At 59.6% G+C, this 17,666-nt stretch carries 15 protein-coding genes; 8 read left to right on the top strand and 7 right to left on the bottom strand.

Translation table 11 applies throughout. From position 1 onward, the window contains the following. Positions 1-77: 77 nt before the first annotated feature. From BLW01_RS17105 to BLW01_RS17095, 3 genes are all read right to left on the bottom strand, one after another. Positions 78-1,427: a NarK family nitrate/nitrite MFS transporter gene (locus tag BLW01_RS17105; protein ID WP_092572029.1), complete on the bottom strand. Its 1,350-nt coding sequence runs from the start codon at positions 1,425-1,427 to the stop codon at positions 78-80. 346 nt (positions 1,428-1,773) lie between these two features. Beyond that, the gene (locus BLW01_RS17100; protein ID WP_092572027.1) at positions 1,774-3,486 is read right to left on the bottom strand and encodes a peptidoglycan DD-metalloendopeptidase family protein; all 1,713 of its coding nucleotides are present in this window, start codon (positions 3,484-3,486) and stop codon (positions 1,774-1,776) included. 231 nt (positions 3,487-3,717) lie between these two features. Then, the gene (locus tag BLW01_RS17095) at positions 3,718-4,575 is read right to left on the bottom strand and encodes a pirin family protein (RefSeq protein ID WP_092572025.1); all 858 of its coding nucleotides are present in this window, start codon (positions 4,573-4,575) and stop codon (positions 3,718-3,720) included. Positions 4,576-4,705: 130 nt separating this feature from the next. Here BLW01_RS17095 and BLW01_RS17090 point away from each other — a divergent pair, with 130 nt between their 5' ends. Together BLW01_RS17090 and BLW01_RS17085 are read left to right on the top strand one after the other, a co-directional pair. Next, the gene (locus BLW01_RS17090) at positions 4,706-5,626 is read left to right on the top strand and encodes a LysR family transcriptional regulator (RefSeq protein ID WP_092572023.1); all 921 of its coding nucleotides are present in this window, start codon (positions 4,706-4,708) and stop codon (positions 5,624-5,626) included. Positions 5,627-5,701: 75 nt separating this feature from the next. Next, positions 5,702-6,703: a glutathione S-transferase family protein gene (locus BLW01_RS17085; protein WP_092572021.1), complete on the top strand. Its 1,002-nt coding sequence runs from the start codon at positions 5,702-5,704 to the stop codon at positions 6,701-6,703. A gap of 54 nt (positions 6,704-6,757) precedes the next feature. On the opposite strand, the gene BLW01_RS17080 is transcribed toward BLW01_RS17085, so the two are convergent. Continuing rightward, a complete protein-coding gene (locus BLW01_RS17080; protein ID WP_092572019.1) occupies positions 6,758-7,207 on the bottom strand; it encodes a YaiI/YqxD family protein in 450 nt (149 codons plus the stop codon). A gap of 129 nt (positions 7,208-7,336) precedes the next feature. Between BLW01_RS17080 and BLW01_RS17075 the strand changes: the two genes are divergently transcribed. Continuing rightward, on the top strand, positions 7,337-7,525 hold the full coding sequence (locus tag BLW01_RS17075; protein ID WP_092572018.1) for a hypothetical protein: 189 nt from the start codon (positions 7,337-7,339) through the stop codon (positions 7,523-7,525). Positions 7,526-7,661: 136 nt separating this feature from the next. Continuing rightward, positions 7,662-9,350, top strand: a complete 1,689-nt coding sequence (locus BLW01_RS17070) for a DEAD/DEAH box helicase (RefSeq protein WP_092572016.1) — start codon at positions 7,662-7,664, stop codon at positions 9,348-9,350. 76 nt (positions 9,351-9,426) lie between these two features. On the opposite strand, the gene BLW01_RS17065 is transcribed toward BLW01_RS17070, so the two are convergent. Genes BLW01_RS17065 through BLW01_RS17055 form a run of 3 tightly spaced genes read right to left on the bottom strand, consistent with a single transcriptional unit; the run spans position 9,427 to position 13,372 of the window. Then, the gene (locus BLW01_RS17065) at positions 9,427-10,848 is read right to left on the bottom strand and encodes an FAD-binding oxidoreductase (RefSeq protein WP_092572014.1); all 1,422 of its coding nucleotides are present in this window, start codon (positions 10,846-10,848) and stop codon (positions 9,427-9,429) included. 42 nt (positions 10,849-10,890) lie between these two features. Continuing rightward, a complete protein-coding gene (locus BLW01_RS17060; RefSeq protein ID WP_092572012.1) occupies positions 10,891-12,189 on the bottom strand; it encodes an L-fuconate dehydratase in 1,299 nt (432 codons plus the stop codon). Between the two features lie 19 nt (positions 12,190-12,208). After that, the gene (locus BLW01_RS17055) at positions 12,209-13,372 is read right to left on the bottom strand and encodes a fumarylacetoacetate hydrolase family protein (protein ID WP_092572010.1); all 1,164 of its coding nucleotides are present in this window, start codon (positions 13,370-13,372) and stop codon (positions 12,209-12,211) included. A 197-nt stretch (positions 13,373-13,569) separates the two neighbouring features. Here BLW01_RS17055 and BLW01_RS17050 point away from each other — a divergent pair, with 197 nt between their 5' ends. The 4 genes from BLW01_RS17050 (at position 13,570) to BLW01_RS17035 (ending at position 17,610) form a co-directional block, all read left to right on the top strand. Then, positions 13,570-14,334, top strand: a complete 765-nt coding sequence (locus tag BLW01_RS17050; protein WP_092572007.1) for an SDR family NAD(P)-dependent oxidoreductase — start codon at positions 13,570-13,572, stop codon at positions 14,332-14,334. Beyond that, positions 14,331-15,338 carry a 4-hydroxythreonine-4-phosphate dehydrogenase PdxA gene (pdxA, locus tag BLW01_RS17045; protein ID WP_229806515.1) on the top strand — a complete coding sequence of 336 codons (1,008 nt, stop codon included), beginning with the start codon at positions 14,331-14,333 and terminating at the stop codon, positions 15,336-15,338. Before BLW01_RS17050 ends, pdxA begins: the two co-directional genes overlap by 4 nt. Then, positions 15,331-16,473 carry a four-carbon acid sugar kinase family protein gene (locus BLW01_RS17040; RefSeq protein ID WP_175529884.1) on the top strand — a complete coding sequence of 381 codons (1,143 nt, stop codon included), beginning with the start codon at positions 15,331-15,333 and terminating at the stop codon, positions 16,471-16,473. The genes pdxA and BLW01_RS17040 overlap by 8 nt, the downstream gene beginning before the upstream one ends. A gap of 138 nt (positions 16,474-16,611) precedes the next feature. Further along, positions 16,612-17,610: a sialic acid TRAP transporter substrate-binding protein SiaP gene (locus BLW01_RS17035; protein WP_092572002.1), complete on the top strand. Its 999-nt coding sequence runs from the start codon at positions 16,612-16,614 to the stop codon at positions 17,608-17,610. Positions 17,611-17,666: the final 56 nt, after the last annotated feature.

The raw sequence follows: 17,666 nt of genomic DNA, 5'->3' as shown, positions 1-17,666 counted from the left end.
TGGCGTAAGGTGACAAGAATCATCAACAAAAAACCGCTGCCCGAGGGTAGCGGTTTCAATAGGGATGGAGGCGTGTGTCAGCGCAACGAGAGAGCGGCCGAGGGCTGGTCTCCGACGGCATCCTGGTAGGCGGCATCTTCTTCGGCTTCCGTTTCCGGTGAGAAACGGACCAGCAGGGCGCATAGCGATGCAATGATGACCGCCACGCCCAGGAAGAACAGGCCTTGCTGATAGGTCAACGTTTCAGAGCGGAACAAGAACCCCGCTGCTACGGCACCGGCATTACCGCCGGCACCGACGATGCCGGCAACGGCGCCCAGAGCTTTCTTGTTGACGAACGGCACGATACCGAAGGTGGCGCCTTCCGCCATCTGCACGAACAGGCTGAAGACCAGCATGATGCCGATCGCCAGTGCCAGGATGTGCATCTGCGAGAAGAACATCAATGCGATCCCTTCGCACAGCATGGCGATGAATAACCAGCGTACGCGTCCTTTCAGGCCGCCATTGCGCGCAAACAGATCCGAGAAAATCCCGCCCAGGGTACGCGCGAAAATGTTCATCAGCCCGAACAGACCGGCGATCATGCCGGCTGTCGCCAGAGTCAGGTCGAAGTTATCGAAGAAGTAGATGGCGGCGATGTTGTTGATGGTCAGCTCCACACCGAAGCAGGCGGCATAGACAATGAACAGTGCCCAGACACGGATATCCTTCACGGCGGCTGTCAGGTTTTCCTTCATGCCGTGCTCGCCCTTGGCGGGGGGCAGTTCGCCGCGTGCACGCAAGTCATCGAAGTTGCCGTCCGGGGCATCCTGAGCCAGGAAGTAGTAAGCCAGGCCGGTCAGGAACAGCACGATACCCGGTACCACCATGGCCAGTCGCCAGCCAAAGGCTTCGTTGACGCCGAGCATCATGACGCCGGAAAAGATCAACGGCATCAGTATCTGCGTCGTACCACCGCCGAGGTTGCCCCAGCCGGCAGAAGTGGCATTGGCCGTGCCTACCACATTGGGGGCGAACATGATCGAGGTGTGGTATTGGGTGATCACGAAAGATGCACCGATGGCCCCGATGGCCAGTCGTGCCAGGAGAAAGGTCTCGAAACTGTCGGCGAGACCGATCCCCATGACCGGGATCGAGCCGAGGCAGAGCAGCCAGGTATAGGCCTTGCGGGGGCCGATACGGTCACACAGTATGCCGATCAGCAGGCGCACGATGATCGTGATGGTCACGGAGGCGATGATGGTATTGCCGATCTGGGTTTTCGTCAGGCCGAGATCGTCACGCACCACGGCCATCAAGGGGGCGATGCCGAACCAGCCAAAAAAACAGATATGGAAGGCGAGCCAGGAGAGGTGGAAGGCCCGCATCTGGGGCGTTTTGAGGTTGAGAAGACGTATTTTGTTGGCTTTGTTGCGAATGTCCATGGGGTTGCCTCGTCGAATGACAGTCGAACACGGAAGCTTGACCCTTCACCATTGAAGGTCGGTTCGACGCACTCGTACCCCATGGAGCCTGGTCTACGTCTGATCGATTTTACCCTGTTGCAAGCAATTATGTTGCCATTTTTACTATTTCTCTTATAAATCAGTTTGTTGAGTTTTCGTGTGTGTTGAGCGCTGTGGCTTCAGGAGCATGAGTGGCACCAAGACGGGGGCGGAGCGGGAAAGCGTGCACAACGAGAAGGCATATATCGCCGGGTAAGAGAGATGCAAAATGACAGTGCCCCGACCATCGTCGGGGCACTTTGGCTATATAGAGAGGAGGAAGGGGTCAGCTGTCGTCGCTGCCTCGCGTGTCTTGATCCCGGCGGGTGCTGGCAACCACGGTCCCGTTTTCGCCGCTTTCCAGGCGTGCCAGAAGCTCTTCGGATTCTTGCTTGAAACTAACGAGTGCGTCACCTTCCAGACTCTTGTTCTCGGGAAGATCGACTCGCATGGGATCGACTCGGTCGTTGTTGACGATGATCTCGTAATGCAAGTGGGGACCGGTGCTGCGCCCCGTGTTGCCGGAGAAACCGATACGATCCCCCATGGACACACGTTCACCACGTTCTACCGTAGGCTGGGACAGGTGCAGGTAGCGTGTACGATAGCCATTGTCATGCACCAATTCGATGTAACGACCGGCCAGAGAATCATTGCCGACTTTCTGCACTCGGCCGTCAGCGGGGGCCTCGACAGGGGTGCCGGTATCCATGGCGAAGTCCGTGCCGTAATGCGGACTGACGCGGCCAGTCACCGGGTGCTTGCGTTGCAAATTAAAGGATGAACTGATCTGGTAATCTCCACTGAAAGGATAGCGGTCGAATGCAGGATCCAGACTTTCTCCTTCCGGTGTATAGAAGCGGTTGTCTTCACTATTGCGCACGACGGTCATATCCATGCGCTCCCCTTCGTAATGAACGGCAAGCACGCGAGAATCGAGGCTTTCCCCTTCGATCATGTCGGACTCGACCAGGACATGGAAACGATCACCGCTGCGAGTGTCGCGGCGGAAATCGAGTTTTTTCTCAAGCACGTTCGATAATTCGGAGACCTCTCGGGGCGATAGGCCGGTGGCCTCTGCCGAGCGGCCGAAGCTGCCTGTTACCTTGCCGGCAAACAGACGTTGTGTGGCTTCACCGGTCCGCTCGATTTCCGACACATCGAAGTCACCGCCTTGCTGCTCGATGAGGTAGCCCTGACGGGAGTTCTTCATGACCCGCAGTGCCAACAACTCCTCATTTTCATCCAACTGGTATTCGAAATTGTCACCGGCACGCATATGGGTAAATACGTTCTGGTCCGGCACGCTATCCAGAAGGTTCATGACCTCGCTATAGTCCATACCCAAGGAGCGCTCGGCCAGCACGGCAAAGGTGTCACCATCCTGAATGGTATAGCTCTCCCATTGGGGCGTGTGCTCTTCCTTGGCGACGATTTCCTGATCCAGGAAAATACTGCCGTCATCGAATAATTCCAGCGGATCCGCGGAAAAATCTTCATAGGATGTGCCGCCGGCTACATAATCTTCCTGACCGGCCAGATGATCGCCCTCGAGGGAATCATCGGTGAGGTGTATCGCCACATGAAGCGAGTCATTATCGAGCTCGTCACCATTCTCTGAGGGGAGTGACGTGCTATCGGATGCGAGATGGTTTGCTGCATCGGTGCCGAGTAATGCCAGAGAGGGGTCGATTCTGGCAGCTTCAGCATGAGAAATCGGGTCGATATCGGCAAGTGCCGGTGCCTCGATCTCCTCTATGGCGGCCATGGCCATTTGAATACCTTCCCGGAGAGCGGAAGGTTGAATTTCGTTGGGAAGCGAGGCGGCTTGTGTGTTGACTTCTATAGGAACATTGACGGTTTTGTGTGAATCGTTGCCGGATGATTGTTCATCGAAAGCGGAAAAGATTTTTTGCGTGCCCAGCACAGTAACCATGGTGGCGACGGGTAACAGAAGTAACTTGTGCGTGCGGGGCAGCGAATGAAGTATTCGCAACATGAGTGGTGACCGTACTTTTTAGTTGGATAAAAAAAGCACGAAGACCATAACCCATGATAAGTAAAATGCCTATCCTGTAAAAAAGTACAGTATTCTTTAATGCCTCCCCGTCAACCGTCGAATTTACGGGGTTCGAAGCGGTCGATGGGGAGAAATGTCAGGTGATATCAGTGTTGTTTCGGGCTTAAATCGCCGAGGTGGTGTGCCTCGACGCAGCGGAATCTGCCCTTGTTAGCTACCTTGGGCCGTCAGGGAACCATTACGATAATCATCGAGAGCCTGTTCCAGTTCATGACGGTGATTCATGACGAATGGGCCGTAATGGGCAATGGGCTCACGATGCGGCGTTCCCGCCAGGAGCAATAGCTGGGCCTCCTGTTCGGCATCCAGGGTTAGCGTGTCTCCCTTACCCAGGCTGGCCAGATGACCGGCCGAGACCTCTTTGCCTCCGACATGCACCGTACCGGCGAATACGTAGGCAAGCAAGGTCGGCTCCGTCTGTACAAGCTTCATTCGGCCGCCGGGCGACAGCGTGACATGGGCAATACCGCTCTGGCCGGCCAGAGCGTCTAATGGACCTGAAACGGTGTTGCCTGCCTGGGTCTGCCAACTGCCACCTAGTGCCACCAGCGACGACTGATCATCATCCAGGCGGGGCATGTCGCTGTGGCGAATGTCACGATAGGTCGCTGGTGTCAGCTTGTCTTTCGCTGCCAGGTTGATCCAGAGCTGGAAGGCATGCAGGCCCTGACTGTCGGTCAGTGGCATCTCCGAATGAATGATGCCGCGGCCGGTATGCATCCACTGGGCGTCACCGGCATGAATCGTACTGCTATGCCCCAGATGATCCTCATGGGTCAGCCCGCCATGGATCACATAGGTCAACGTCTGCATGCCGCGATGGGGATGTGGGGGAAAGCCGCCGATATAGTCATCGGGCTGGTCCGATCCCAGTTCATCCAGCATCAGAAACGGATCCAGACCGCCTCCGAAATCATGGATTCGCTGGATTTTCACGCCATCACCATCCTGGCTGGGATGGGCAGGTAGTATCCGTTCGATCTGCCGCGGAGTCGTTGCATCAGTCATGGTTGCGCTCCCGATTTCATTCAGTCATGCGATGAGGTCGCTATAATGGCCATATTAGGTCACATTTTTCGAAAGTTAAGCGCATAAATTTGATGCTATTATTCGAGATTATCGAAAATGGAGGCGTGCCATGTCGCGAGTGACCCTGCTGCAATGGCAAATGTTGGCGGCCGTCGTCGATCACGGCGGCTTCGCTCGTGCTGCCGACGCCGTACACAAGAGCCCATCGACACTCAATCACGCCGTGCACAAGCTCGAAGAACAGTTGGGTGTGGCGTTACTGGAGCCGGTGGGACGTCAGGTTCAGTTGACGGAGGCCGGCGCCCTATTGTTGCGTCGGGCGAGACAGCTACTCGAAAGCGCCGAATCATTGGAAGATGTCGCCGGACGCCTGGCAGAAGGGCTGGAAGCGGAAGTCGTGCTGGCGGTCGATCAGATATTCCCGCCCGATGCATTGGCACGGGCATTGGAAATCTTCTCCGCTGCCTACCCTCATGTTCGTGTCCAGCTTCACGAGACCGTGCTGAACGGCGGCACCGAAATGCTGTATGACGGTCGTGCCGATCTAGTGGTGTCAGGTCTGGCGGCTCAAGGGTTCCTGGGTGAACCCATCGTTACGGTGAATTTTATCGCCGTGGCCCATCCCGATCATCCTCTGCATCAGTTACAACGTCCGCTGGACTTGCGCGACCTCGAGCGTCACCGCCAATTGGTGGTCAGGGATTCGGCGCTTCGTCAGTCGATGGATGCGGGGTGGTTGAAGGCGGAGCAACGCTGGACGGTCAGCCATCTGGCCACTTCGCTGGATATGCTGGAACGCGGGCTCGGTTTCGCCTGGATGCCCGAGACATTGATTCACGCTGCCCTGGAGGCCGATCGGTTGCGCCCTCTGCCATTGGTCGCGGGTGGCAGACGAGAATCTCCCATGCAGTTGATTTATCGCGACCGCGATCGTGCTGGACCGGCAACGCGAGTCCTGGCCGAGACACTGTTGGATACGGTCAACGATACCTGCAACCGCGACGACGATTCGACAACATCGAATGAATGAGGCGATTTAATCCGCTTGAGAGTCGATGTTGTCGTATTAAAGTGATCGGTAGTCAACTTGTCAGGAGAAAGCGTCATGGGACTGCTGATCAACGGCACATGGCACGACCAGTGGTACGAGACCGAAAAGCATGGTGGGGAATTCGTTCGTGAATCCGCTCAACTGCGTGACTGGGTGACACCGGATGGGGAGCCGGGGCCGCAAGGGCAGCCCGGGTTGCCGGCAGAGCCCGATCGCTATCATCTTTATGTCTCCCTGGCCTGCCCCTGGGCGCATCGGACGCTGGTGATGCGGAAATTGAAGGGGTTGGAGTCGCTGATCGGCATGTCCTATGTCAGCCCGCTGATGCTCGATCAGGGCTGGAGTTATCATCAGGATGAGGGTGCCAGTGGCGATCCGGTCAATGGTGTCAACTATCATCGTGAACTCTATACCCTGACCGATCCACAATATACCGGCCGTGTCACGGTGCCGGTTCTCTGGGACAAGCAGGAGCGGCGAATCGTCAACAATGAATCCGCCGATCTCGTGCGTATCTTCAATACCGCTTTCGATGACCTGACCGGTAATCGTCTCGATTTCTATCCTTCGGATCTGCGTGAGACCATCGATGCCGTCAATGCCGATGTGTACGACCACATCAACAATGGCGTCTACAAATCGGGGTTCGCGACCCGGCAGTCGGTGTATGAAAAGCACGTGACAGCGCTTTTCGATGCGCTCGATCGCATGGAAGCCCGCCTTGCCGAGAACCGCTATCTGGCCGGCGAATGGCTGACCGAAGCGGATATCCGTCTTTTCACTACGATCGTGCGTTTCGATGCCGTCTATCATGGCCATTTTAAATGCAATCTGAGACGCATCGAGGACTATCCGAACCTGTCGAACTACCTTCGCGAGCTCTATCAGTGGCCGGGGGTGGCGGAGACGGTGAATATGGATCATATCAAGCGCCACTATTATTACAGCCACGATACGATCAATCCGACCCGGATCGTGCCCAAGGGGCCATTGCTCGATCTGGAGCGTCCGCATGATCGTGAACGGTTGCCGGGCCGAGGCGTACGGACGACGTAAGGAACGCCAAGATGGGAAGAGCGGGAGCCTATAGAGTCTCCCGGGGTGTCTTGATCAGCGTTGCTGGGCCAGCCAGCGATCGAGCGCATTGGCGAATTCGCGTCGGTCGCTGTCCGAATACCCTTTGGGGCCGCCGGTATGCTCCCCGCTGGCGCGCAGGGTTTCCATGAAGTCGCGCATCTGGACCCGGGCTCGGATATTGTTCCGATCGAGTGTTTCGCCGCGCGTGGTCATGACCTGGGCTCCCTTCTCCAGTGCTTCCATGGCCAGCGGGAGATCGGAGGTGATGATCAAGTCACCTGACGCCAAGCGGTCGACGATTTCATTGTCGGCCGCATCGAAACCGCTGGCAACCGTCATGGGTTTGACCCACTTTGATGCGGGTAGCGGGATCTGGTGATTGGCGACGAACCGGGTCGGTGTGTGTGTACGTTCCGCCGCTCTGACGATAATGTCGCGAGCCGCGCGTGGGCAGGCGTCAGCGTCGACCCAAAGGTTCGGCATGTGGCATCTCCATGAAAAAGACTGGTCAGTGGGATTAGCCAATGGTAGCATGCGTTCTCCTCGCATGTGTTGACCCCACCATCGTAACGAATCGTTATCGTCATGGGCCGCCGATAGGACGGATGATCAATGACGATACTTTGCGAGATACCCATCATCGATATCGGGTATCTGACTCAAAAGATGGAGCGCCCAAGCGCCGGTCATTTCCGGCCCCACGGTGCAGACGGTCGCCACAGCGATTTACCGGGCCCACGTCGGATAGACGCTGAAGCGGGCTCGATCGAATACGGCATCGATGTCGTATCCGATATGTGAATCGAATGCCAGGTGCGACCGGTATCCCGGAACGTCGCAGGAATCTCGTTGGCCAATTGTCGGTCGTAGCGGGCGACACGCCGGAATACCATCCATGTTCGTTGCCGGACTGACCGGCTAACTCAAGGTGTGATTGATGACCTCGACTTCTGTCGCTTCGCCGACCTTCGGCGATATGGCCCTTGTGCCTGCTGTACTCTCGGCCCTCGAAACGCTGGGCTATGAATCCCCATCTCCCATCCAGGCGCAGACGATCCCCGAATTGCTCGAAGGCCGTGACCTGCTGGGCCAGGCCCAGACCGGTACCGGCAAGACGGCCGCATTTGCGCTGCCTATCCTGTCGCGTCTCGATATCGAACGTCGCGAGCCCCAGGTGCTGGTATTGGCGCCCACTCGTGAACTGGCGCAGCAGGTGGCTGCCTCGTTCAGTCGCTATGGCCAGAACCTCCGGGGTCTGGAAGTCGCCACATTGTGTGGTGGACAGGAATATCGTGAACAACTGCGGGCGCTCAAGCGTGGCGCTCAGGTCGTCGTCGGTACGCCAGGACGCGTCATCGACCATCTCGATCGAGGGAGCCTCAAGCTCGGCGGTCTCTCCGCCCTGGTGCTGGACGAAGCCGACGAAATGCTGCGCATGGGGTTCATCGACGACGTCAAGCGTGTGGTCGCCGATACGCCGGAAACGGCGCAGCGGGTCTTCTTCTCCGCGACCTTGCCGGCCGAGATCGAGCGAATCGTCAACCGCTACCTGGTCGATCCGGTCAAGGTAATGATCGAGGCCAGCGCGGGAACCGCAGAAAGCATCGATCAGCATGTCGTTCGCGTCGATGGGGGGGCGAAGCTTGAGGCGCTGTCTCGGATCCTGGAAGTGGAGCCGGTCGATGGCGCCATTGTTTTCGTCCGCACCCGTGCCGCTTGCACTACGCTGGTGGAGCAGTTGATGGCACGTGGTATCAACGCAGCGGCGTTGTCCGGCGATCTCGACCAGAGCCTGCGTGAACGTACGGTGACCCGTCTCAAGCGCGGCAAGGTCGATGTGCTGATTGCTACCGATGTCGCCGCACGCGGCCTGGATGTGGCACGTATCACGCATGTCATCAACTATGATCTGCCCCAGGACAGCGAAGCCTATACCCACCGTATCGGTCGTACCGGTCGGGCCGGGCGTAGTGGCGTGGCGATCACCTTTGCCGGTGCCCGTGAAACGCGCAAGGTACGCTGGCTGGAGCAAGCCACCGGACAGCACATGTCGGAGATGGCGCTCCCCGATGAGTCCGCTATCCGGGCGCATCGTGATGAAGTGTTCCATGCGCGTGCTCTCGGGACGGTCACTAACGGCGCCGAAGAACAGCGAGCGCTGATTGAAAGATTGATCGAAGAAGGCCATGACCCGGTAGAGCTGGCCTGCGCCTTCGCTTCCATGGCACGTGCGGACGAGCCGCCCATCGGTCGCTTGCAGGCGCCGCGCAAGGAGCGCGCGCCGCGTGAAGGTAAGCCGGCGCGTCGCCGTGATGACCGTGGTCCGCGTGAAGGCATGACACGTTACCGTGTCGCTGTCGGCCACAAGGACGGCATCAAGCCCGGCCAATTGGTGGGGGCGCTGGCCAATGAAGGGGGTATCGAAGGCAACCGGATCGGTCGCATCGATATTCGGGACGGCTTTTCCACCGTCGAATTGCCGAATTCGCTGCCGGCGGGTGTCCTGGCCAAGATGGCACGGGCACGTGTTGCCGGTCAGGCGCTGGAAATCAGCGAAGACCTCGGCCGTCCGCCGCGTCGTCGCCATGATGACAATGGCCCGGTGAAGCGTCGTCAGCACGCCTGATACGCAAACCGGTCCGGAAGTGACTTCTGTGCCGGCACGGCGAACACCGTGCCGGCACAGTCGTTTCAAGACGTCGTTATTCCGGCAGGATACGGCCGCGACTCATCACACCCTTCGGGTCGAAGAGCGACTTGATACCCTGCATCAGTTCCCGCTCCGTGGGGGAGAGTCTGGCCAGGTACGCGGCCTGCTTCGTCCTGCCGATGCCGTGCTCGGCACTGATGCTGCCACGGAACTCGTCGAGGATCGCGAACAGGCGCTGCTCGAGGTCATGGAGCAGTACCCGCCTTTCCTCGTTCGAGGTGTCCGGCGGCGGCAGGATATTGAAGTGCAGGTTGCCATCGCCGATATGACCGTAGGCAATCACTGTGGAATCGGGCGAGACGTCCGATACCATGACCGCGGCCCGATCGACGAAATCCGGGATCGCGGAGATCGGTACCGAGACATCGGTCCGCAAATGCTTGCCCTTGAGCCGTTGTCCTTCCAGCATGCTCTCGCGGAATTGCCAGAGATTCTGAGACTGCGCGTCACTGCTGGCCAGCGCACCGTCCAGCACCAGGTCCTTCTCCATGCCGTTTTCCAGTAGTCGCTCGAGCATCTCGCTGAGATCGATCGGTCCGGTAGCGGCGACTTCCATCAGTACGTACCAGGGGTAAGCCTCATCCAGTGGATCGCTGAGTTGCGGCGAGGCTTCCATGGCGAGTTCGATGCAGCGGCGCGGGATCAGTTCAAAGGCCGAAAGCAGGTCGCTGCAACCGCGGCGTGCCAGAGTATAGAGTTCGATCACCGCCGCGACCGAGGGCAGGCCCAACAATGCCGTGCGCGTCTGTTCCGCTTTGGGCACGAGCTTGAGTACGGCACCGGTGACGATACCCAGAGTCCCCTCGCTGCCCAGAAACAGCTGGGCCAGATCATAGCCGCGATTATCCTTGTGCAGGGCACTCAGGCCGTCCCAGATCTCGCCGTTGGGTAATACCACTTCCAGCCCCAGTACCAGCTCCCGCATCATGCCGTAACGGAGGACGTTGAGCCCGCCGGCATTGGTGGCGATGTTGCCACCGATCTGACAGCTGCCTTGCGCCCCCAGCGACAACGGGAAGTCGCAGTCCTCGGTGTCGGCGGCCTGCTTGACCTCTTCAAGGATGCATCCGGCATCCACCGTCATGCTGAAATTGACTGGGTCCAGGTCGCGGATGCGGTTCATGCGCTCCAGGCTGATGATCAGCTCGTCCTGATCGCGGTCGGGAAACGCACCGCCGACCAGACCGGTATGACCGCCCTGGGGGACCATGCGCAGGTCATGCTCGTTGCATAGCCTGACGATATCGGCGACCTCATCGGTCGTGCGTGGTCGTACCACGGCCAAGGGGGTGCCCAGGGCATCGCCGGCCCAGTCATGGGTATAGCGCGACAACGCGTCGTCGTCTCGCAATACGCCGCTGTCACCCAGTCGGGAGACCAGGGTTTCCACGATGCCGGCCTTGTCTGTTGTCATGCTTGCTCCCTACTGCCGTTGTCGCTGTATCAGGTTGCCCGGTCATGCGTCCTCTTGCCAGGCTGCCCCGTCGGGATAACGGTGGCGCGCCAGGGATTGGGGATGCATGGTGATACTGTAGCCCGGTGCCGTGGGTACCTGGTAGTGGCCGTTCTGGATCACGACCGGATCGACGAAGTGCTCGTGGAGATGGTCGACATACTCGAGAATGCGACCGTCCAGGGAGCCTGACACGGCAATATAGTCGAACAGCGAGATATGCTGCACATACTCGCACAGGCCGACTCCGCCGGCATGGGGGCAGACCGGGACATCGAACTTGGCCGCCAGCAGCAATACCAGGATCACTTCGTTGAGTCCCCCGAGCCGCGCCGAGTCGATCTGGCAGTAGTCCAGCGCATCGGCCTGCAGGAACTGCTTGAACATGACTTTGTTATGGCAATGTTCGCCGGTTGCTACACCGATGGGCGCGAGTCGGTGACGGATTTCGGCGTGGCCGAGAATGTCGTCGGGGCTAGTGGGTTCCTCGATCCACAACGGATCGAACTCGGCCAGTTTGCGCATGTTGGCCACGGTTTCGTCGACGTCCCACATCTGATTGGCATCCATCATCAGTGGACGTTCCCAGCCAATCTCCTCGCGCAGCAGGCGCGCACGTCGGCAGTCTTCCTCCAGATTACCACCAACCTTCTGCTTGAAGTGCGTCCAGCCTTCGGCCAGGGCTTCGCGGGCCAGTTGGCGTACCTTGTCGTCCGAGTAGCCGAGCCAGCCTGCCGAGGTGGTGTAACCGGGATAACCGCGTTGACGCATTTCCGACTCACGTTGCGCCTTGCCGTCCTGCTTGCGCCGCAACATGGCGATGGCTTCTTCGGGTGTCAGTGCATCGGTGACGAAGCGGAAGTCGAGACAGCGCACCAGCGCCTCGGGCGACATGTCGGCCAGCAGTTTCCAGACTGGCTTGCCTTCCGCCTTGGCCCATAGATCCCAGACTGCATTGACGATGGCGGCGGTAGCCAGATGGATGGCGCCTTTGTCGGGGCCGATCCAGCGTAGTTGGCTGTCGCCAGTGATCTGGCGCCAGAAGGCGCCCATGTTATCGGTAATCGATGCCAGGCTACGGCCTTCGACCAGATAAGCGAGTGACTTGACCGCAGCGACGCAGATTTCATTGCCGCGACCGATGGTAAAGGTCAGGCCGTGGCCTTCGTGGCTGTCATCGGTGTGCAGGATGACGTAAGTAGCGGAATAGTCGGGTGCGGCATTCATTGCATCCGACCCATCCAGCGACCGCGAGGTGGGGAAGCGGATGTCCTGAACGTCGAGATGGGTGATCGTTGTCATGGTGGGTCTCCACAGTGTGTTATCGCTGGCGTGTCTGGCTGGCATGCCATTGACGGATGCCGAAGGTCCAGGGCGGCAGCTTGTCCGAGCGGTCGACCCGGTTGACCAGAGCGCCCAGTGACGGGGTGGCGATCGTTACGGTATCGCCGATATGGTGGGTAAAGCCCTGACCGGCGCCGTCGCGGTCCTGGATCGGCGAGAACATGGTGCCGAGGAACAGCATGAACCCATCGGGGTACTGGTGGTGGGCGCCAATGGTCTGCGATACGAGATTGGCCGGATCGCGGCTGATTTCTCGCATGTCACTGCTGTCTTCCAGCACGAAGCTGTCATCCTCGCCGTCGATGCGCAGCGATACCTGAGCCTGGCGCAGCGTGTCCAGAGAGAAGCCGTCATCGAACAGGCGAATGAAGGGACCGATGGCGCAGGAGGCATTATTGTCCTTGGCCTTGCTTAACAGCAGGGCACTACGCCCCTCGATGTCGCGCAGGTTGACGTCGTTCCCCAGCGTGGCTCCCTTGATATTCCCCTTCGAATCGACGGCCAGGACGATCTCCGGTTCGGGATTGTTCCATTGGGATGCCGGATGTAGCCCGACCGAGGCCCCGAAACCGACCGAGGAGAGCGGTTGTGCCTTGCTGAAGACCTCGGCATCGGGACCGATACCGACTTCCATGTACTGCGACCAGGCACCACGTGCTTGCAGGGCCTCCTTGAGGGACATCGCGGCGTCCGAGCCGGGCTCGATCTTCGACAAGTCTGCGCCGATCATCGACTGCAATTCCTGGCGTAGCTCGCTGGCTTTGGCGGGGTCGCCGGCGGCCTGCTCTTCGATCACCCGTTCCAGCAGGCTGACGGCAAAGGTCACGCCACACGCCTTGATCGCTTGTACATCACAGGGCGCCAGTAGATAGGGACCTGACGAGGCGCTTTCCAGAGAGCGGGTCAGCAGGTCGGTAACCGAGCCCAGTGACTCACCCGATGCGGATCGTACGAAGCCGGCGGGATCGTCCTGGTCCAGCAGGTCGGCCATGCAGTTGCAGGTAGCACTGATATCGATTACTTCGCCCTGTCGAACGATGACGAGAGATGGGGTGTCATCAGGAGCTGGGTGCCATACCCGACCGACCAGTAACGCACTGTCATGATCGGCAGGCAGCAAATGACTCGTATCAGAAAACATATCGAACTCCGGTGGCTAATGCGGTAAGGGGCAAGATGATGTCATGGCATTCAGCCTCGACTTGGCTATGCTTGTCGTTATGTATGATAGGTATACTATCAGTGAGAGGCCAGCGGCTCTAGCGCTCGACTCATTCCGTTCCAGAAGCGCAGCCCCTGATAGACAAGTCTAACGACAAGCCGAAGGAGAGATGTTCTATGTTCGACGAATTGGCAGGTAAACGCGTGCTGGTCACCGGTGCAAGCCGAGGGATCGGAGCGGCAGTTGCCCGGCGCCTGGGGGCATTCGGGGCCCATGTGGCGGTTCACTACCACTCCAGCGAGGCCAGGGCGCGCGAGGTTCGTGATGCCATCGTCGAGAGTGGTGGCAACGCCGTAATGGTCAAGGGGGATGTCAGCCGTTCCGATGAAGCCAGCGCGGTGGTCGATAGTGCCGCCGAACAATTGGGAGGACTCGATGTCCTGGTCAACAACGCCGGCGACATGCTCGGGCGCGTCAAACTCGACGAGATCGACGATGCGCATTATGACCGGGTGATGGATCTCAATGTTCGCTCGGTAGTGACCGCGAGCCACGCTGCCTTGCCGTACCTGCGCCGCTCGGGGGGAGGCAGCATCGTCCATACCAGTTCGATCGCCGCGCGTAACGGCGGCGGGCCAGGAGCCGGTTTCTATGCTTCGGCCAAGGGCTTCGTCAGTACCCTGACACGTAACATGGCCAAGGAACTGGCGGGTGACAATATTCGTGTCAATGCCGTTGCACCCGGGACCATCGCCACCGATTTCCACGAGCGCTATTCCAATGAAGCTCAGTTGGAGGCCGCCAGGGCGACGATCCCGCAGGGTCGATTGGGCACCGCCGAGGATTGCGTCGGGGCGTATCTGTTTCTGATCAGCGATGGCATGAGCGGTTACGTGACCGGGCAGGTCATCGAAGTCAACGGCGGGCAGTTGATGCCATGAGTGCAATCCATTCACATGCCGTCCCTGCCTACTCCCTGGCTATCACCATGGGCGATCCGGCGGGAATCGGCCCGGAAATCATCTGCCGGTCGCTGGCCGGCCTGACAGCAAGCGAGCGAGCGGCCATTCTGTTGGTTGGCGATCGCGACACCTTCGCACGGGCGGCGCAAGTGACCGATGTCGATCTGTCGTTCTGTGCTGTGGAGCGGGATGCCGAGGTGGCCGGTTGCGTCGCAGTGGCGCAGATTGAGATGCCGTCAGGGGATATTCCGCCCGGCGAGATCAGTGCAGCGGCGGGCGAGGCAGCCTTTCGCTGTATCGAACGTGCCGTCGAACTGGTCCAGGACGGTCGGGCCGGAGTGATCGTGACGGCGCCGCTCAACAAGGCCGCGTTGCATGCCGCCGAACGCTACTACGATGGCCATACTGGCATGCTGGCATCGCTGACAGGCGCGCCATCGTCTTTCATGCTGCTGGCCTCCGAGCAGTTGTCGACCATTCATGTGTCGACGCATGTGTCGTTACGTGACGCGATTGACCGAGTGACCGTCGAGCGGGTCACGGCAACCGTGGCTGCCGGATACGATCATCTGCGGCGATTGGGAATAGAGGCGCCGCGTATCGCCGTGGCGGGTCTCAACCCGCACTGCGGCGAGGGGGGCATATTCGGCGATGAAGATGACCGAGTCATCGCACCGGCCGTGATGCAACTGCAAAAACGCGGCTGGGAGGTTCAGGGGCCGATATCCGCGGACACGGTCTTCTATCGGGCCAGTCGGGGTGAGTTCGATCTGGTGGTGGCGCAGTATCACGACCAGGGGCACATCCCTGTCAAGCTGATCGCCTTCGACACGACAGTCAATGTGAGTCTGGGACTGCCGATCCAGCGTACGTCGGTGGATCATGGCACGGCCTTCGATATTGCCTGGCAGGGTCGTGCCGATGCCACCAACATGCGAGCTGCGATCGACCACGCCTGGCGTCTGGTTCGCAACCATGGCTGATATCGTCATTATTGCCGATGATCTGACCGGGGCGCTGGATGCCGCGGCGCCATTTGCCGCACGCGGTGCGGTGACCCGGGTGGTGACGTCGCTGCCGGGACTCGCCACGCTGGGCGAAAGTCCGCCTCCCGAGGTCGTTGCGATAACGACGGAGTCGCGACACCTGTCTGCCTCGGCGGCTGCCGAGCGTGTGAGCGAGGCGATTCATGCGGCGCAGGCACTGGCCCCCGAGCTCTGGATCAAAAAAGTTGATTCCACCTTGCGGGGGCAGGTCATCGCCGAGTGCCTGGCGGCACGCCGTTGTCTCGACCGCGCACTGCTGGTCGCTCCGGCGGTACCGGCTCAGGGACGGACGACGCATCGAGGGCGAGTGTTCGTCCATGATGAACCTCTCGAAACCACCGCTTACGCCACTGATGCTTGTTCGCCGGCACAGGGTGGAGACCTGGTCGCGCTGTTCGGCCGGGGCGGTGTGTCCATGTCCTGCCGTGCCGATCCGGGGGTACCGACGGCGGAAACGGACTGCATTGTCGACGCCGCCGACGCCGGGTCCCTGGATGCGGTGGCCGCGACCTTGCTGGCCGCAACCGATTGCTGGTTGGCCGTAGGGGCGGCCGGTCTCACGGGAGCGGTAGCCCAGCGCCGTTATGGGGAACCGATCGAACGGCCGCCGCTGCCGGTGAATGGGCTGGTGCTGGCGATCGGTTCCCGTAGCCCTCAGGCCCAGCAACAGATTCACCGTTGCCGGACATCGTGTCCCGAATTGCCTGTCGTCAGTGCGCTGGAATCAGACGCGACGCTTCCGAGAGGCAATGTCTTGCTGATCCCCGGGCAGAGTAGTGAGTCCTGGTCGGCGCATGGGGTGGCGGCTCGCATGGCCGAGGTACTTATCACCAGCGATAGTGGCGATTCTTCGCCGGGGCGCGCCTGGTGCCTGAGCGGAGGCGACACGGCCATGGCGGTGATGGTGCGCTATGGTGCCTCCAGGATCGATGTGGTCGGTGAATGGGCGCCTGGGATGGTGTGCGGTTATCTGGATGGCGCACGACCGATCGTCACCAAGGCCGGGGGGTTCGGTGATGACGAGGCGTTGGTGGCGTTGTATCGCTACACCACCAAAGTGGAAGGCCTCTGATCGCGGTTGGAGGTTGCGTACCGAGCCGGTAGTGGCTAGGTTTCTTTATGATGGTATGACACGTATACACAACGACCATCGTTCAACTCGTCATGAAGTCGAGACATTGCATTCTTCTCATGCATGGAGAACAAAAAGATGGGTAACACGAGCACGAGCCAGCGTCGCCCCCTACAGTGGTTTTCGATGACACTGCTGGCAGCAGGAGTCAGTATGGCAGGAGCGGCGCATGCCGAGACCCTCAATTTCGCTCACGTCTATGAGACCTCGGAGCCATACCATGAGTGGGCTCTGTGGGCGGCTGACGAGATTGAGGAACGTACCGATGGGCGCTACGAGATCGAGGTCCATCCAGCCTCCTCGCTGGGTAAGGAAGCGGATATCAACGAAGGCCTTGGGCTTGGTACCGTCGACCTGATCTATACCGGCAATCAGTTTGCCGGCCGTTCCTACGGCCCGATCGGTATCGCCGGCGCGCCCTACATGTTCCGCGACTTCGACCACTGGCAGGCCTATGCCGAGAGTGATCTGTTCGATGAAATCGCACAGGGCTATGAGGATGAAACTGGCAACGTACCGCTGGCGATGAACTACTACGGCCGGCGTCACGTGACGTCCAACGAGCCGATCAACACGCCGGAGGACATGGAGGATCTCAAGATCCGCACGCCCAACGCGCCGTTGTACATGATGTTCCCCGAGGCCGTGGGCGCCAATCCGACGCCGATCGCTTTCTCCGAGGTCTATCTGGCCCTGCAGCAAGGGACGGTCGATGCCCAGGAGAACCCCTTGCCGACCATTCGGGCCAAGGCGTTCTATGAAGTGCAGGACTACATCAATCTGACCGGTCATATCACCGATTCACTGATCACCATCGCTGGTGGGCCGCTCTGGGAGCGTCTCTCCGAAGAGGACCGCGAAATCTTCCGGGAGGTCTACATCGAAGCGGGTGAGCGCATCACCGAGGACATCCGTCAACAGGAAGACGAGTTGGTTGAATGGTTCGAGGAGCAAGGTACCACCGTCAATGAAGTGGATACCGAACCGTTCCGCGAAGCCGTAATTCCCTATCACACCGGCGAGGATGTCGACTGGGATCAGGAAACCTACGACCGCGTTCAGGAACTCGGAAAGTAACCATTCCAATGTCACTACACCATCCCTCGTTATGAGGGATGGTGTGTCTAGGAGGT

The organism is Aidingimonas halophila, from assembly GCF_900106955.1.
Lineage (GTDB): Bacteria > Pseudomonadota > Gammaproteobacteria > Pseudomonadales > Halomonadaceae > Aidingimonas > Aidingimonas halophila.
Note: the sequence above shows the minus strand (reverse complement) of the source record. Positions and strands in the feature narration are given on the sequence as shown.

Coding starts and splice junctions, on each gene's coding strand:
- BLW01_RS17085 (WP_092572021.1), top strand. CDS start 5,702: ATGGGACTGCTGATCAACGGCACATGGCACGACCAGTGGTACGAGACC.
- BLW01_RS17100 (WP_092572027.1), bottom strand. CDS start 3,486: ATGTTGCGAATACTTCATTCGCTGCCCCGCACGCACAAGTTACTTCTG.
- BLW01_RS17065 (WP_092572014.1), bottom strand. CDS start 10,848: ATGACAACAGACAAGGCCGGCATCGTGGAAACCCTGGTCTCCCGACTG.
- BLW01_RS17090 (WP_092572023.1), top strand. CDS start 4,706: ATGTCGCGAGTGACCCTGCTGCAATGGCAAATGTTGGCGGCCGTCGTC.
- BLW01_RS17080 (WP_092572019.1), bottom strand. CDS start 7,207: ATGCCGAACCTTTGGGTCGACGCTGACGCCTGCCCACGCGCGGCTCGC.
- BLW01_RS17050 (WP_092572007.1), top strand. CDS start 13,570: ATGTTCGACGAATTGGCAGGTAAACGCGTGCTGGTCACCGGTGCAAGC.
- BLW01_RS17060 (WP_092572012.1), bottom strand. CDS start 12,189: ATGACAACGATCACCCATCTCGACGTTCAGGACATCCGCTTCCCCACC.
- BLW01_RS17055 (WP_092572010.1), bottom strand. CDS start 13,372: ATGTTTTCTGATACGAGTCATTTGCTGCCTGCCGATCATGACAGTGCG.
- BLW01_RS17035 (WP_092572002.1), top strand. CDS start 16,612: ATGGGTAACACGAGCACGAGCCAGCGTCGCCCCCTACAGTGGTTTTCG.
- pdxA (WP_229806515.1), top strand. CDS start 14,331: ATGAGTGCAATCCATTCACATGCCGTCCCTGCCTACTCCCTGGCTATC.
- BLW01_RS17095 (WP_092572025.1), bottom strand. CDS start 4,575: ATGACTGATGCAACGACTCCGCGGCAGATCGAACGGATACTACCTGCC.
- BLW01_RS17075 (WP_092572018.1), top strand. CDS start 7,337: ATGACGATACTTTGCGAGATACCCATCATCGATATCGGGTATCTGACT.
- BLW01_RS17105 (WP_092572029.1), bottom strand. CDS start 1,427: ATGGACATTCGCAACAAAGCCAACAAAATACGTCTTCTCAACCTCAAA.
- BLW01_RS17070 (WP_092572016.1), top strand. CDS start 7,662: ATGACCTCGACTTCTGTCGCTTCGCCGACCTTCGGCGATATGGCCCTT.
- BLW01_RS17040 (WP_175529884.1), top strand. CDS start 15,331: ATGGCTGATATCGTCATTATTGCCGATGATCTGACCGGGGCGCTGGAT.